Below are 13746 nucleotides of genomic sequence, written 5' to 3'. Positions count from 1 at the left end.
AGGATCGAGGTGACCCGGATCACCCCGACGGAGTGGAGAGCCGATGCGGTCGATCTTCTTCCACCTGATGCCCTACCGGGACCTCCCGGCCGACTTCGAGCAGCGCTACGAGAGCATCTGGATCACCCCGCCCAACAGCGAGCTGTGCGACCCGCGGAAGGTCGCGCAGTACTACCAGTGGAACCTCGACGAGCTGGAGCTGGCCGACCGGCTCGGCTTCGACGGGGTCGGCGTGAACGAGCACCACCAGAACGGCTACGGCTTCATGGCCTCGCCGAACCTCATGGCCGCGGCGCTGGCCCGGCGCACGCCCAACAACTCCGCGATCATGGTGCTGGGCAACACGCTCGCCCTGTACTCGCCCGCCACCCGGGTGGCGGAGGAGTTCGCGATGCTCGACGTCCTGTCCAACGGCCGGCTGGCCGCGGGCTTCCCCGTCGGCACCTCGATGGACGTCAACTTCTGCTACGGCATCCCGCCCACCCAGACCCGGCCGCGGTTCCGCGAGGCGGAGGACCTGATCACCCAGGCCTGGACCAGGCCCGGCCCGTTCACCTTCAACGGCCGCTACAACCAGCTCCGCTACGTCAACCCCTGGCCGCAGCCGCTGCAGAAGCCGCACCCGCCCGTCTGGCTCGCCGGCGGCGGCTCGGTGGAGACCTGGGAGCTCGCGGCGGCGAAGAACTACACCTACAGCTACCTGTCCTTCTTCGGGGCCAAGTTCGGCAAGAAGCTGATGGACGGCTTCTGGGCGAAGATGGACGAGCTCGGGGTCGACCGCAACCCGTTCCGCGCCGGGTTCGCCCAGCAGATCTGCGTGTCCGAGACGGACGAGCGGGCGGAGCAGGAGTACCTCGAGCACGTCACGTACTTCTTCAACAAGTGCCTGCACATCCCGTCGTACTTCTTCGAGGCGCCGGGCTACCGCACCCGCAAGTCCACCGAGTTCGCGATCAGGACCAACCAGCCCGGGGCGATCGCCGCGGCCGCCGCGCTGGAGAAGAACTGGAAGACCCTCAACGAGGAGGGCTTCATCATCGCCGGCAGCCCGTCGACGGTGGCGGACCGGCTGATCGAGGTCGCGAAGACCCTGCGGGTGGGCAACCTCCACGCCCTGCTGCAGATCGGATCGATGCCGCACGAGCTGACGAAGAAGAACATCACGCTGTTCGCCGAGGAGGTCATGCCGCGGATCCGGCACATCTGGGACGCGGAGGGCTGGACCCACGAGTGGTGGCCGTCCGGTGCGGCCAGCCGAGCGGTGACGGGAGCCCAGGCATGACGACGACGGAATCCCCGGTCGACGAGCGGATCGTCCAGGTCGGACCCATCGCCGCGCGCGTGCTGGTCGCGGGCACCGGCGAGCCGCTGCTATTCCTGCACGGCGCCGGCGGGCTCTGGTGGGACCCGTTCCTCGAGGAGCTGGCCCGCCACCACACCGTCTACGCCGTCGAGCACCCCGGCGCGAACGTCTCCGAGGACCTGGAGCACCTGCCGGGGCTGTGGGAGCTCGTCCTGTTCTACGACGAGCTGCTCGACGCCCTCGGGCTGGACTCCGTCCGGGTCGTCGGACACTCGTTCGGCGGGATGGTCGCCGCGGAGCTGGCCGCCAACTCGCCGCGCCGGGTCTCCCGGCTGGTCCTGCTGTGCCCCGTCGGGTTCTGGCGCGACGACCACCCGATCCCGGACATCGCGGGCATCCCGCCGGAGACGCTGCCCGGGCTGGTGCTCGCCGACCCGGAGAGCCCGCTCGCGGCGATGCTCACCCCGCCGGCCGACGACCCGCAGGCGCTCTTCGAGGCCGCCATGCGGATGGCCAGCATCCTGCACTTCATCTGGCCGCTGCCGGAGAAGGGCCTGGCCGGGCGCATCCACCGGGTGAGCGCGCCGACCCTGCTCGTGTGGGGTGAGCAGGACCGGCTCGTCGATCCCGCGTACGCCGAGGAGTTCACCTCCCGGTTGCGCGACTCCCGGCTGGCCCGGGTGCCCGACGCGGGGCACCTCCCGCAGCTCGAGCAGACCGGCGCCGTGCTGGCGCAGGTGCTCCCGTTCCTGGAAGGACGGTCCTGACCATGCCGCTCGACCCGCAGATCGAGGCCCTGCTCGCGCAGATGGCCGAGCAGGGCGCGAAGTCGCCGGAGAGCATGACCGTCGCCGAGAGCCGGGCGATGATCGCGGACCTGGCCGGCCTGGCCGGGCCGCCCGCCGAGCTCGCGCGCGTGGAGGACACCGCCGCGCCGGGACCCGCCGGCGACATCCCGGTCCGGATCTACGTGCCGCCGGGCGACGGGCCGCTGCCCGTGCTCGTCTACTACCACGGCGGCGGCTGGGTGATCGGCGACCTGGAGAGCCACGACGCCGTCTGCCGGGCGCTGGCGGCCCGCGCGGGCTGCCTCGTCGCGGCGGTGGACTACCGGCTCGCGCCCGAGCACCGCTTCCCGGCCGCGGTCGACGACGCCTACGCCGCCCTCGTCTGGGCCGCCGAGAAGATCGGCGACCACGGGGGCGACCCGGCCCGGCTGGCCGTCGGCGGGGACAGCGCGGGCGGCAACCTCTCGGCCGTCGTGGCGCAGCTGGCGAAGCAGCAGGGCGGGCCGCGGATCGCCTTCCAGCTGCTGATCTACCCGGCGACCGACCGCTTCGACGACAGCCCGTCGATGCGGGAGAACGCGCTCGGCCCGCTGCTGTCCCGGGCGTGGATCGAGTGGTTCCTCGGCTGCTACCTGACCAGCCCCGACGACGGCCTCGACCCGCGCGTCTCGCCCGGCCGGGCGGACGACCTGTCCGGCCTGCCGCCGGCGCTGGTGGTCACCGCCGAGTTCGACCCGCTGCGCGACCAGGGCGCCGCGTACGTCGGGAAGCTGCGGGAGGCCGGCGTCGACGCGCAGCTGCTGCCGGTCGACGGCATGATCCACGGCTTCTTCCAGATGGCCGGGGTGATCGACAAGGCGCGGGAGACGCTGGACCAGGCGGGTGACGCCCTGCGCACCGCCCTGGCCTGAACCGAGGTCCCCGCCGCCGCCTACCCGAAGCGCCTGCGCAGGTAGTCGGCGGTGGGGGCGTCGGCGGGGAAGAAGGACTCCACCGCCACCTCCTCCAGGGTGATGTCCAGCGGCGCACCCAGCACCGAGACCGTCGAGAAGAAGGTGAGCAGGCCGTCGGGGTGGCGCAGCCGCAGCGGCAGCACGACCCGGTTGCGCGGGTGGGCGTCGGGGTCGAGGCCGAGGGTGCGGCAGTGCCCGACCAGCTCGTCGAGCAGCGCACCGAGGGCGGGATCGGCCGAACGGTCGGCCTGCCGGCGCAGCCGCGAGACGAGGTGGGCGGCGTACTCGTCGAGGCCCTCGACGTACCGGGCGAGGCCGCGCGGGTGCAGGGCGAGCCGCAGCACGTTGGCCGGCGGCTCGAGCAGCCCCGGGTCGACGAGCTCGACGAACACCGCGACGGCCCGGTTGGTGTCGATCATGTCCCACTGCCCGTCGACCAGTACCGCGGGGAACGGGTCGTGCGCCGCCAGCAGCCGGTTCAGCGAGCTGTGCACCTCCGCCATCTCCGACGAGTGCAGCGAGTGCTGCGAGTAGGCCGGCGCGAACCCCGCCGACACCAGCAGCTCGTTGCGGGCGCGCAGCGGCAGGTCGAGCTCCTCGGACAGGTGCAGCACCATCTCGCGGCTCGGCCGCGACCGCCCCGTCTCCAGGAACGACAGGTGCCGCGCCGACACCTCCGCCTTGTTGCCGAGGTCGAGCTGGGTGAGCCGGCGGCGCTGCCGCCACTCCCGCAGCAGCCCGCCGAAGGCCGTCTCGACCGGGACCGTCACCGCTGTCATGTCCCGAACGGTACAAAGCCGACCGGGGCCGGGCGATGACCTCCGAGGTAATGGCGCGACCGCACGCCCGCGCGCGAGAGTCCCGGACATGGACTCGACCGAGCAGATGTACGCCGCCATGCCGTTCACCCAGGTCCTCGGGGCGACGGCGGTGCGGGCCGACCGCGACGAGGTGCGGCTGCGGCTGGAGTGGACCCCCGAGCGCTGCACCAGCGGCGGCCTGCTGCACGGCGGCGCCACCCTCGCACTCGCCGACGCCGCCGGCGGCTGGGCCGGGTTCCTCAACCTGCCGGAGGGGTCCTCGGGGACGGCGACCACGTCGTCGTCGACCCACTTCCTCCGGCCGGTGACCGGCGGCGCGGTCGAGGCCTCCGCCCGGGTGCTGCACGCGGGACGCACCGCGATCGTGGTGGTCGTCGACGTGACCGACGACCGCGGCCGGCTCACCGCGCGGGTGACCCAGTCACAGGCGGTGTTGTAGGCGCTCAGGGTGGTACCGACGGGACCAGGCTCGCGCCGGGCGCGACGCGCCGGGCAGGGCTAGCGTCGTAACCGGAGGACCATCCACCTGTGAGGAGAGCGCGTGAAACTCGGCCTGCACATCGCGGACTTCACCTACCCGAGCGGCCCGCAGGGCCTCGCCGACGACCTCACCCGGATCGCCGTCACGGCCGAGGAGGCCGGGATCGCGCGGGTCAGCGTGATGGACCACGTCTGGCAGATCCGGCCCGTGGGACCGATCGAGAACGACATGCTGGAGGCGTACACGACGCTGGGCTACCTGGCCGCGCGCACCGAGCGCGTCGAGCTGCTGGCCTGGGTCACCGCGGTCAGCTACCGCGACCCGGGGCTGCTCGCCAAGCTCGTCACCACCCTCGACGTGCTGTCGAAGGGGCGGGCGTGGCTCGGCATCGGCGCCGCCTGGAACGACGAGGAGGCCCGCGGACTCGGCCTGTTCTTCCCGTCGACCGCGGAGCGGTTCGAGCGGCTGGAGGAGACGCTGCGCATCTGCCTGCAGATGTGGAGCGCGGACGAGGGCTCGTTCGAGGGCACCCACTACCGGCTCGAGCGGACGTTGAACGTGCCGCAGTCGCTGACCCGCCCGCACCCGCCGATCCTCATCGGCGGCGGGGGTGAGAAGAAGACGTTGCGGCTGGTCGCGCAGTACGCGAACGCGTGCAACCTGTTCGACGGGCCGGAGCTGCCGCACAAGCTCGACGTGCTGCGGCAGCGGTGCGAGGAGGTCGGCCGCGACTACGACGACATCGAGAAGACGGTCATGGGCCGGGGCTACGGGAGCGACCCGAAGGAGCTGGTCGCACACCTGGAGGAGCTCGCGAAGCTCGGCGTCCAGGAGTACCACGGCCTGATGCCGGACGTGTCCGAGCTCGAGCCCCTGCGGGAGCTGGGGCGCGAGGTCGTCCCGGCGGTCGCGGACCTCTGACCCGTTCCCCGCGGCGCGGGGAGGTCCCACACTGTCCGCATGCCGGACGAGGACCGCACGGCCTACCAGCGGCTCCGCGCCGCGCACCTCAGCGCGGTGCGGGCCGCGCTCGACGACCACGTGGCACGGCTCGACCGACCACGCGCGGCGATCGAGCGGCACCGCACCGAGCGGCTCCGGGCGCTGCTCGGGTGGGCGCGCGAGCGCTCGCCCTTCCACGCCGCCCGGATGGGCGAGGTGGACCCGGCCACGGCGAGCGTCGCGGACCTCGCGCGGCTGCCCGTGATGACCAAGGCGCAGGCCCAGGAGGAGTGGGACGCGATCGTCACCATCCCGGGCCTGGACCGCGCCGGGGCCGAACGGGTGCTCGCCGAGCAGCGCTGGTTCTCCTACACCCCGCAGGGGCACCAGGTGTTCAGCTCGGGCGGGTCGAGCGGGGTGCGCGGCGTGTACGTGTGGGACTGGGAGCAGTACGTCACGTTGGCCTGTCTGGCGTGGCGCTGGCAGGTCCGGGCCGACCGCGCCACGGGCGTCGACGGGCCCGCCCGGCTGGCCGTGCTCTCGGCCGGCGGGCCGCCGCACGCCAGCACCCCGTTGTTCGACGTCGCCACCGACGCGTCCACGCAGACCGTCGTGATCCCGGCCGCGGCGCCGTTCGACGACGTCGTCAAGGCCGTCGCCGACGCCCGCCCGACCGCGCTGGTCGGGTACGCGTCGGTGATCGGCCGGCTCGCCCGGGCCTCGCTCGCCGGGGAGCTGGACGTCCGGCCGCTGCGGGTGAGCACCAACTCCGAGCCGCTGACCGAGGAGGACCGGACCGCGATCGGCGCGGCCTGGGGTGCCCCGGTGCACAACCTCTGGGGCTCGACCGAGATCGGCGTCCAGGCCGTCGGGTGCGGGGTCGGCGACGGCCTGCACATCTCGGACGACGAGGTGATCCTCGAGCGGGTCGACGCCGACGGCCGCCCCGTCGGCCCGGACGAGCCGGCCGCCCGCACCCTCGCGACCGGGCTGGCGGGCCGCACGTTCCCGTTCGTCCGCTACGACCTGGGCGACGAGGTCACCCTGCTGCCCGGGACCTGCCCCTGCGGCAGCGCGATGCCGCGGGTGGCCGCCGTGGCCGGGCGCCGGGACGACGACTTCCGCTACGGCGGGCTGCTCGTCCCGGCCAGCGCGTTCCGCTACGTCCTGGGCACCGACCCGCGGATCTCCGAGTACCAGGTGCACCAGACCCCGGGCGGGGCGGACGTGCTGGTGGTCGGCTCCCCGGACCTCCCGGCGGTGACCACCGCGCTGGTGGAGGCGCTGCGGCCCTACGGCCTCTCCGACGCGGCAATCACCGTTCGCACCGTCGACCGGATTCCGCGGCACGCCTCGACCGGCAAGTTGTCCCGTTTCAAGCCCCTGTGAGTGCCGATAGTCGCTATAGCAGCTATCGCCACTCACGACCTCAGGCGGCGGCGTCGCGGCGTGCGACCTCCTGGCGGACCAGCGGGATCACCTCGCGGCCGAACTCCTTCGCGTCCTCGAGCAGGTCGTAGCCGCGGGCGGACAGGATCCGGACGCCGAGGTCGTAGTAGTCCATCAGCGCCGCGGCGACCGTCTCCGGCGTGCCCACCAGCGCGGTCGAGTTGCCCGCGCCGCCGGTGGCCGCCGCCGTCACGGTCCAGAGCGCGCGGTCGTGCCGCTCGCCCTCGGCGGCGCTGGCGAGCAGCCGCTGCGAACCGGCGTTCTCCGGGTCGGTCAGCTTGTGCCGCCGGGTGAGCTGCTGCCCGCCCGCGGTGCGCTCGCGGATCCGGGCGACGGTGGCGTGCGCCTTCTCCCAGGCCTCTTCCTCGGTACGGCCGAGGATCGGACGGAAGGCCACCTGGAAGGTCGGCGCAGGGCGGCCGGCCTCCTTGGCGAGCTGGGTGATCGTCGCGATCTGCTCGGCGGTGCCGGCCAGCGGCTCGCCCCACAGCGCGTAGATGTCGGCCTCCTCGGCGCCCACCTTGTAGGCGGCGGGGGAGGAGCCGCCGAACGAGATGCGGGGCCGCGGCTGCTGGGCGGGCTCGACGTCGAGCACGAAGTCGGAGAAGTCGTAGTGCTCGCCGTGGAAGTCCCACGGCTCGCGCTCGGTCCACGCCCGCTTGAGGATCTGGATGGCCTCGCGGGTCCGGTCGTAGCGACGGTCCTTCGGCAGGACGTCGCCCTCGCGCTGCTGCTCGTGGTCGTTGCCGCCGGTGATCACGTGCAGGGTGAGCCGGCCGCCGGACATCGCGTCGAGCGTGGCGACGGTCTTCGCCGTGAACGTCGGGTAGGAGACGTTGGGCCGGTGGGCGAGCAGCAGCTGCAGCCGCTCGGTGTGGTCGGCGATGTAGGCGGCGGCCTGCGCGGGGTCCGGGCTGCCCGACGAGTACGCCGTGAGGACGCGGTCCCAGCCGCTGTCCTCGTGCGCCCGGGCCAGGGCGAGGGTGAACTCGGGGTCGAAGGCGGGGCCGGAGCGCGGACGGGTCTCGGTGCCGTCGTTGGTCGCTCCGATGCCGAGGAACTCCACGGGCATTGGCGTGCTCCTTCGCGGACGGGAGTCGGCTCTCCCCTCGCACAAGCACGCCGAGGCCCGGCGTGTTCCCCTCAGGTGCCCTCGGCGAGCCGGCGGGCGCGGGCCCGGAGGTCGGCGACGGAGGTCAGGTCGGCGTCCACGGCCTTGATCGCCCGGCTCGTGTCGCGCAGCTCCTCGACGGTGCGGCGCACCTCCTCGAGCTGCGCCGTCGTCTCCCTCTCGCGGGCGGTGACGGCGGTGCCGGCCGCGCGGCGCAGCGTGGTCTGGGCGGTGCGGGAGGCGTCGCGCAGCTGCTTGACGAGCACGATCTGGAACTCGTCGACGACGGCGCGGTTCCGCGTGCGCGCCTCCTGCCGGCGCCGGTCGAGGGACCGCTTGCGCTCGGCGGCCACCGCCGACCCGCCGAGGGCGAGCGCGGCCACCACGGCCCCGGTGATCAGGATCCAGAGCGGCATCGTGACGTGGAAGACCCGCGTGAGCACGAGGGACATCATGATGCCGGCGTAGGAGGGCATGACGATCCTGGCCATCCGGGCGGGTACCGGCATGCGGCCGCCGTCGTGCGTCGCCGTGGGCGGCGCCAGGTTCTCGACGAGCGAGGCCGGCGTGACCATCGGCAGCGCCGGGACCTCGAGCGGGGTGTCGAGCTCGAGGTGCCGGTCGAGGCGGGCGGCGAGCGCGGCGACGGTGTCGCGGGCCTGCTCGCGGGTCCGGTCGGCCTCGACGACCAGGCGCGTGCGGAGCTGCTCGTCGAGCCGGGCGCGGTCCTTGCGCGGGTCCGTCGCGGCGAGGGCGGCCTCGGCCTCGGCGAGCACGCTGCGGGAGGCGGTGCGGACGGCGAACTCGGCGTCGGAGACGAGGGTGGCGAAGCCGTCGGCGAGGAGCTGGGGCCACTCCCGGGCCAGGGCGCGCTCGTGGTCGGACCGGGTGCGGGTGCGGGCGAGCTCGGCGCGCAGCCGGTTGGCGCGGGTGGGGTCGGTGAGGGAGGCGCGGCGGTAGCGCAGGTCGGCGCCCAGGGAGGCGAGCGCGCGGTCGGTCTCCTCGCCCGCGGCGCGGATCGCGGCGGCCTCGTGCTCGGTGTTGCGGGCCGAGCGCAGGGTCTCCCGGGCGCGGCGCACCCGGCGGATGAGGTCCGCGCGGTCGTTGGCCTCCGCGCCGGCCAGGGTCTCGTCGAGGAGCTCGGCCGCCTCGGCGGCGGTGCTGCGGGTGGGGGCGGTGATCGTCTCGGGCATCTCCGGCTCCTCGGGTGGTGGGGTCGGGGGACGGCTCCGGCCGGCCCGCGGTGCGGGCCGGCCGGGTCCGGTCATGCGGCGAAGTCGTCGTAGTCGTCGTCGCCCTCGTCGTCGCCGCCGTCGTCGTCGGAGACCTCCTCGGCGGAGTCGTCCTCGTCGAAGCTGGCGGTCTCCTCGAAGTCGTCGCCGCCGTCCTCGTCCTCGCCCGTCTCCTCGAACTCCTCCTCGTCCCAGCTCTCCTCGTAGTCGTAGTCCTCGCTGTAGGTGCTCTGCCACGGCATGGTGTGCTCCTCGGGTTGTGGAGGCCCCGTCCGGGCCTCCGATGCCGAGAACTGTGCCGATCCGCGCCGGACGGAACGACCGAGTCAACCCCCGCACACCGGTCGTCGGCCCCCGTTCCGGGCGTGGGGTGGACCCCACCCCGGCGCGGGGGCAGGGTCCCCGGGAATACCGGCGGTGGGTCGATGCGCTGCACAGTCCGAAGGTCGACTGCCGGGAGGACGATGAGCACCGCCATCGCGATCGTGGGGGCCGGTCCGCGCGGCGTGGGGATCCTGGAGCGGATCTCGGCCAGCGCGCCCGAGCTGTTCGGCGACGCCCTGGACGTCCACCTCGTCGACCCGTACCCGGCGGGCGCCGGGCGCATCTGGCGCGACGCGCAGTCGCCGCTGCTGGCCATGAACTCGATGGCCGCCGACGTCACGATGTACACGGACGACTCGGTGGTGTGCGACGGGCCGATCATCCCCGGGCCGTCGTTCTGGGAGTGGGCGCAGGGGCTGTCCGAGGCCGACCTCGCCGACTGGCCGCCGGAGCTGGCCGCCGAGCTGCGCGCCGTCACCGCCTCGACGTTCCCGAGCCGCCGGCTGCAGAGCCGCTACCTCGCCGCGGTGCTGCGTGCGGTCGTCGCCGACCTGCCGGGCAACATCCGCGTGCACGTGCACGCCGCCCGCGCCACCGGGCTGACCGAGCGGGCCGGCCGGCAGGTGCTGGCCGTCGAGGGGGAGCCCGCGCTGACGGTCGACGCCGTGGTGCTCGCGTCGGGGCACCTCGACGCCACCCCGGCGCCGGACGAGCAGGCCCTGCTCGACGCCGCCACCGCGCGCGGGCTGCGCTACCTCCCGCCGGAGCAGACCACGGACTCGGACCTCTCGGTCGTCGAGCCGGGGGAGACGGTGATCGCGCGCGGGCTCGGGCTCGCGTTCGTCGACCTGATGGTGCTGCTGTTCGAGGGGCGCGGCGGCCGGTTCGAGGAGGGCCCCGGCGGGTTGACCTACGTTCCGTCGGGCCGGGAGCCGCGGCTGGTCGCCGGGTCGCCGCGCGGTGCCCCGTACCACTCCAAGACGCACTACCAGCTGCGCGCGGGCCGCCCGCCGGTGCCGCGGTTCCTCACCCCGGACGTGGTCGACGCGCTGCCGCGGCCGCTGGAGCTGCGCCGCGACCTCTGGCCGCTGATGGCCAAGGAGATCGCGTTCGGCTGGTACCACGAGCTGTTCCTGGGCCACCCCGAGCTCGTCGCGCTGCCTTGGGAGGAGTTCGAGCCGCGCTACGCCGCGCTCGACTGGGACTCCCCGGAGATGACCGAGCTGCTGGCGTCGGCGGTCCCCGACCCGATCGACCGGCTCGACTTCGCGGCCCTGGACCGGCCGTTCGACGGGCTCGCGGCCGGGTCGCTGGAGGAGCTGCAGCCGCTGGTCCGGGCCAGGATCGCCGAGGACCTGCGCCAGCACACCGACGAGCGGCACACGCCGCACCTCGGCGCCTTCACGGCCATGCTCGCCGTCTACGGGGAGATCACCCGGGTGCAGGGCGCCGGGCTGCTCTCGGCCGTCTCGCGGGCCCGCGACGTCCCGTGGTGGCAGAGCTTCTTCAACTCGGTCGCGAGCGGCCCGCCCGGGTTCCGGGTCCGGCAGCTGCTGGCGCTCTCCGAGGCCGGGTTCGTGCAGTTCCTGGGCCCGGGCATGTGGGTCGACCTCGACGACGACGGCTTCCGCGCGGGCAGCACCACGCTGGCCGGGGCGCCGCCGGTCCGGTCCACGATCCTCGTCGACGCCCGGCTGCCCGAACCCAGCGTCGAGCGCACAGCCGACCCGCTGCTGGCCGGCCTGCGCGCCACCGGCGAGGTGTCCGAGGAGGTACTGCGGGACGACTCGGGCGCGGTCCTGCGGCACACCGGGCTGGTCCGGGTGCGGCCGGCCGACGGGGCGCTCATCGACGCGGCCGGTCACGCCCACGCGCAGCGGTTCGCGGTCGGGCCGCACACCACCGTCAAGGTGGCGGGGGCCTTCACGCGGCCCGGGATGAACGCGCAGAGCCTGCGCTACAACGACGCCGTCGCTCGCGCCGTCCTGCTGTCCCTGCCGGGCGCGCGCAGCGCCGCCGCCTAGCCCCGCCCCCACACGGACGAACGGCGCTCTCGCTCGCATCCGGTGAGCGAGAGCGCCGTTCGCTCCGGGTTGGTCAGTCCTCGTCGGGGAGGGGGCGCGGGGTGGAGTCGGAGGGGATGCGCTCGGTCGACCCGCCGGCCGTCGCACCGGCCAGCTCCCGGCCCTCGGATGCCGGCTGCGCGGCCGCGGCGGCGCGGGTCCGGCGGAGCCGCTGCACCGAGACGGCGACCGCGGCGACCCAGGCCGCGACGATCAGCGTGTAGGCCACGGCGAGCACGGGGCCGGACGCGTCGAGCGCGTCGAGGATCGTGCGGGCGTTGGTGAACACGATGATGCCGCCGACCGCGGTGCCCAGCACCGGCGCGGGGATCTTCGTGACCAGCCAGGCCGCGATCGGCGCGGCGACCAGGCCGCCGAGCAGCAGGCCGCCGATCGTCCACGGGTCGAGGACGGCGCTGCCCAGCCCGAGCAGGAACCCGATGCTGGCGAACAGCGCGACCAGGAACTCCGAGGTGTCCACGGACCCGATCACGGTGCGCGGCGCCGTCTTGCCCGCGGTCAGCAGCGCGGGCGTCGCGACGGGACCCCAGCCGCCGCCCCCGGTGGCGTCGACGAATCCGGCGACCAGGCCCAGCGGCGACAGGAACTTGGAGCGGTGCGGGGAGCGCCGGGCCGTGGCCTCGCGGGGCGGGCGGACCGAGAAGCGCAGCAGGATGTAGACGCCCAGCGCCAGCAGGATGCCGGCCATGATCGGGGCGGCGTCCTCGGTCGACAGCGCCGAGAGCACCGTCGCGCCGATGAAGGCGCCGATCGCGCCCGGCACGCCGAGACGGAGCACGAGCTTCCAGTCGACGTTGCCGAAGCGCCAGTGCGAGGCGCCGGCGGCGAGGGTGGTGCCGACCTCGGCGAGGTGCACGGAGGCGCTGGCGGCGGCCGGGTTCACGCCGGCGATCAGCAGCAGCGACGAGGACGTGACGCCGTAGGCCATGCCCAGGGCGCCGTCGACGAGCTGGGCGCCGAGGCCGACCAGGGCGAAGACGATCAGGGTGCGCATTGCGGTGGTTCTCTCGCGATGGTGGGCGCGCGCGGGCACGGCGAGCGGGCCTGGGCGCGGCGCGGTCGAGCAGGGGAGCGACGACGAGGTTCAGCGACAGAGCTCGTCGAAGGCGTGGCCGCGGCGCGACGGCCAGAACAGCTCCAGGTCCGAGACCCGGAGGGGCCGCACGGCGAAGGCGCCCGGGGAGAGCGGGCGCAGGTCGTCGGCGGGCATGACCCCATCGTGCGATCACGGGCGCGGAGGCTCAACCGGGCGTCCGTGATGCGGGAGCAGCGGGAAATGTCCGGACGAAACGGTGCTGGTCGAGGCGGGGTTCTGACGTGCGGGGACGCGCAGGTTGATGATCGCTTCCGCCGATCGGCGTGGTCAGCCTCTCAGACCTGTCCGTCGCCCTGTCCGGTTCCTGTCTCAGAGGCAGCCGTGCGGGACCGGACATTTCGACTGTCCTCCGTGGCCGCACTACACGCCACTGACGATCAAGGTCGGTCCGAGGTGACAGCGCGCCGCCCGCGCCGGCACGCGGCGCGGCGGCCGGATCAGGCTGCGGCGGGGAGAAGGGTCGCTGCGGTGGCGCGGTAGCGCGCCAGCACCACGTCGGCGATCGCGGGGTGGGCGCCGAGCGCCTCGGCGACGGGTGCGCCGGCGGCCTGCTCGTGCACCCGGTCGAGCAGGCGACCGGGGGCGAGGAACCAGGACGCGACGGCGATGCGGCGGACGCCGCGTTCCCGCAGCTCCGCGACCGCCTCGGCGATCCCGGGCGAGGCGGTGGCGAAGGCGGCGACCGTGTGCGGCCAGCGCTCCGCCAGCCGCTGCACGACGGCGTTGGCGGCCTGGTGCGAGGAGCCCGTGCCGGCGAGCACGAGGCCCAGACCGGGGTCGCCGGGGGCCAGGCCGAGCGCGGCGAGCCGCTCGGCGGCGACGTCGAGCAGGGCGGGGTCGGGGCCGAGGACGTCGGCGACCTGGACGTGCGGCGCCCCCGACTCCTCCACGACGGCCGGGATGTCGACGCGCGCGTGGTACGCCGAGCCGAGCAGCAGCGGCACCACGACCGCGGGTCCGTCCAGGTCGGCCAGCACCTCGCCGAACCCGGGCTCGTGGAAGTCGAGGAAGGCGGGCCGGACGTCGAGCTCCGGGGCCCGTGCGCGCACGACGTCGACGAGATCCCGGACGGTCGTCGAGGACCGCGGGTCCCGGCTGCCGTGCGCGACGGCGACGAGGGTGGGCAACGCCATCAGAGGTCGGTTCCGATCACGCCGCCGCT

The 13746-nt window shown here is 74.2% G+C and carries 14 protein-coding genes; 7 read left to right on the top strand and 7 right to left on the bottom strand.

Going from position 1 to position 13746, the window contains the following annotated elements; translation table 11 throughout:
• Window positions 1–43: 43 nt before the first annotated feature.
• Genes PKE99_RS05595 through lipP1 form a run of 3 tightly spaced genes read left to right on the top strand, consistent with a single transcriptional unit; the run spans window position 44 to window position 3002 of the window.
• Complete coding sequence (locus PKE99_RS05595; RefSeq protein ID WP_037043443.1) at window positions 44–1282, top strand: LLM class flavin-dependent oxidoreductase; 1239 nt, start codon at window positions 44–46, stop codon at window positions 1280–1282.
• Window positions 1279–2070 (top strand): alpha/beta fold hydrolase, encoded by a 792-nt coding sequence (locus tag PKE99_RS05590; protein ID WP_037043446.1) that lies wholly within the window; start codon window positions 1279–1281, stop codon window positions 2068–2070. The genes PKE99_RS05595 and PKE99_RS05590 overlap by 4 nt, the downstream gene beginning before the upstream one ends.
• Before the next feature lie 2 nt (window positions 2071–2072).
• Window positions 2073–3002: a LipP1 family hormone-sensitive lipase gene (gene lipP1, locus PKE99_RS05585; RefSeq protein ID WP_037043449.1), complete on the top strand. Its 930-nt coding sequence runs from the start codon at window positions 2073–2075 to the stop codon at window positions 3000–3002.
• A gap of 20 nt (window positions 3003–3022) precedes the next feature.
• On the opposite strand, the gene PKE99_RS05580 is transcribed toward lipP1, so the two are convergent.
• On the bottom strand, window positions 3023–3823 hold the full coding sequence (locus tag PKE99_RS05580; protein ID WP_037043451.1) for a helix-turn-helix domain-containing protein: 801 nt from the start codon (window positions 3821–3823) through the stop codon (window positions 3023–3025).
• An 88-nt stretch (window positions 3824–3911) separates the two neighbouring features.
• Here PKE99_RS05580 and PKE99_RS05575 point away from each other — a divergent pair, with 88 nt between their 5' ends.
• From PKE99_RS05575 to PKE99_RS05565, 3 genes are all read left to right on the top strand, one after another.
• Window positions 3912–4304 (top strand): PaaI family thioesterase, encoded by a 393-nt coding sequence (locus PKE99_RS05575; protein ID WP_037043453.1) that lies wholly within the window; start codon window positions 3912–3914, stop codon window positions 4302–4304.
• Between the two features lie 102 nt (window positions 4305–4406).
• Window positions 4407–5267, top strand: a complete 861-nt coding sequence (locus tag PKE99_RS05570; protein WP_037043455.1) for an LLM class F420-dependent oxidoreductase — start codon at window positions 4407–4409, stop codon at window positions 5265–5267.
• A 39-nt stretch (window positions 5268–5306) separates the two neighbouring features.
• Complete coding sequence (locus tag PKE99_RS05565) at window positions 5307–6677, top strand: phenylacetate--CoA ligase family protein (protein ID WP_037043457.1); 1371 nt, start codon at window positions 5307–5309, stop codon at window positions 6675–6677.
• 40 nt (window positions 6678–6717) lie between these two features.
• On the opposite strand, the gene PKE99_RS05560 is transcribed toward PKE99_RS05565, so the two are convergent.
• The 3 genes from PKE99_RS05560 to PKE99_RS05550 all read right to left on the bottom strand — a co-directional run bounded on the left by PKE99_RS05560 (window position 6718) and on the right by PKE99_RS05550 (window position 9322).
• Window positions 6718–7809, bottom strand: coding sequence for an LLM class flavin-dependent oxidoreductase (locus PKE99_RS05560; protein WP_037043926.1), 1092 nt, complete (start codon window positions 7807–7809; stop codon window positions 6718–6720).
• A 71-nt stretch (window positions 7810–7880) separates the two neighbouring features.
• Entirely contained in the window at window positions 7881–9041 is a 1161-nt protein-coding gene (locus tag PKE99_RS05555; protein ID WP_037043459.1) for a coiled-coil domain-containing protein, read from the bottom strand.
• 71 nt (window positions 9042–9112) lie between these two features.
• On the bottom strand, window positions 9113–9322 hold the full coding sequence (locus tag PKE99_RS05550; RefSeq protein ID WP_037043461.1) for a hypothetical protein: 210 nt from the start codon (window positions 9320–9322) through the stop codon (window positions 9113–9115).
• A 222-nt stretch (window positions 9323–9544) separates the two neighbouring features.
• Here PKE99_RS05550 and PKE99_RS05545 point away from each other — a divergent pair, with 222 nt between their 5' ends.
• Complete coding sequence (locus PKE99_RS05545; RefSeq protein ID WP_037043462.1) at window positions 9545–11428, top strand: FAD/NAD(P)-binding protein; 1884 nt, start codon at window positions 9545–9547, stop codon at window positions 11426–11428.
• Window positions 11429–11501: 73 nt separating this feature from the next.
• On the opposite strand, the gene PKE99_RS05540 is transcribed toward PKE99_RS05545, so the two are convergent.
• The 3 genes from PKE99_RS05540 to PKE99_RS05530 form a co-directional block, all read right to left on the bottom strand.
• A complete protein-coding gene (locus PKE99_RS05540; RefSeq protein ID WP_081923971.1) occupies window positions 11502–12482 on the bottom strand; it encodes a sulfite exporter TauE/SafE family protein in 981 nt (326 codons plus the stop codon).
• A 90-nt stretch (window positions 12483–12572) separates the two neighbouring features.
• Window positions 12573–12698, bottom strand: a complete 126-nt coding sequence (locus PKE99_RS05535) for a hypothetical protein (RefSeq protein WP_269322965.1) — start codon at window positions 12696–12698, stop codon at window positions 12573–12575.
• 323 nt (window positions 12699–13021) lie between these two features.
• Window positions 13022–13717, bottom strand: a complete 696-nt coding sequence (locus PKE99_RS05530) for a sirohydrochlorin chelatase (RefSeq protein WP_037043464.1) — start codon at window positions 13715–13717, stop codon at window positions 13022–13024.
• Between the last annotated feature and the right edge of the window lie 29 nt (window positions 13718–13746).

The organism is Pseudonocardia halophobica (genome assembly GCF_027922425.1).
Lineage (GTDB): Bacteria > Actinomycetota > Actinomycetes > Mycobacteriales > Pseudonocardiaceae > Pseudonocardia > Pseudonocardia halophobica.
This window is presented reverse-complemented; position numbering and strand designations above follow the sequence as displayed.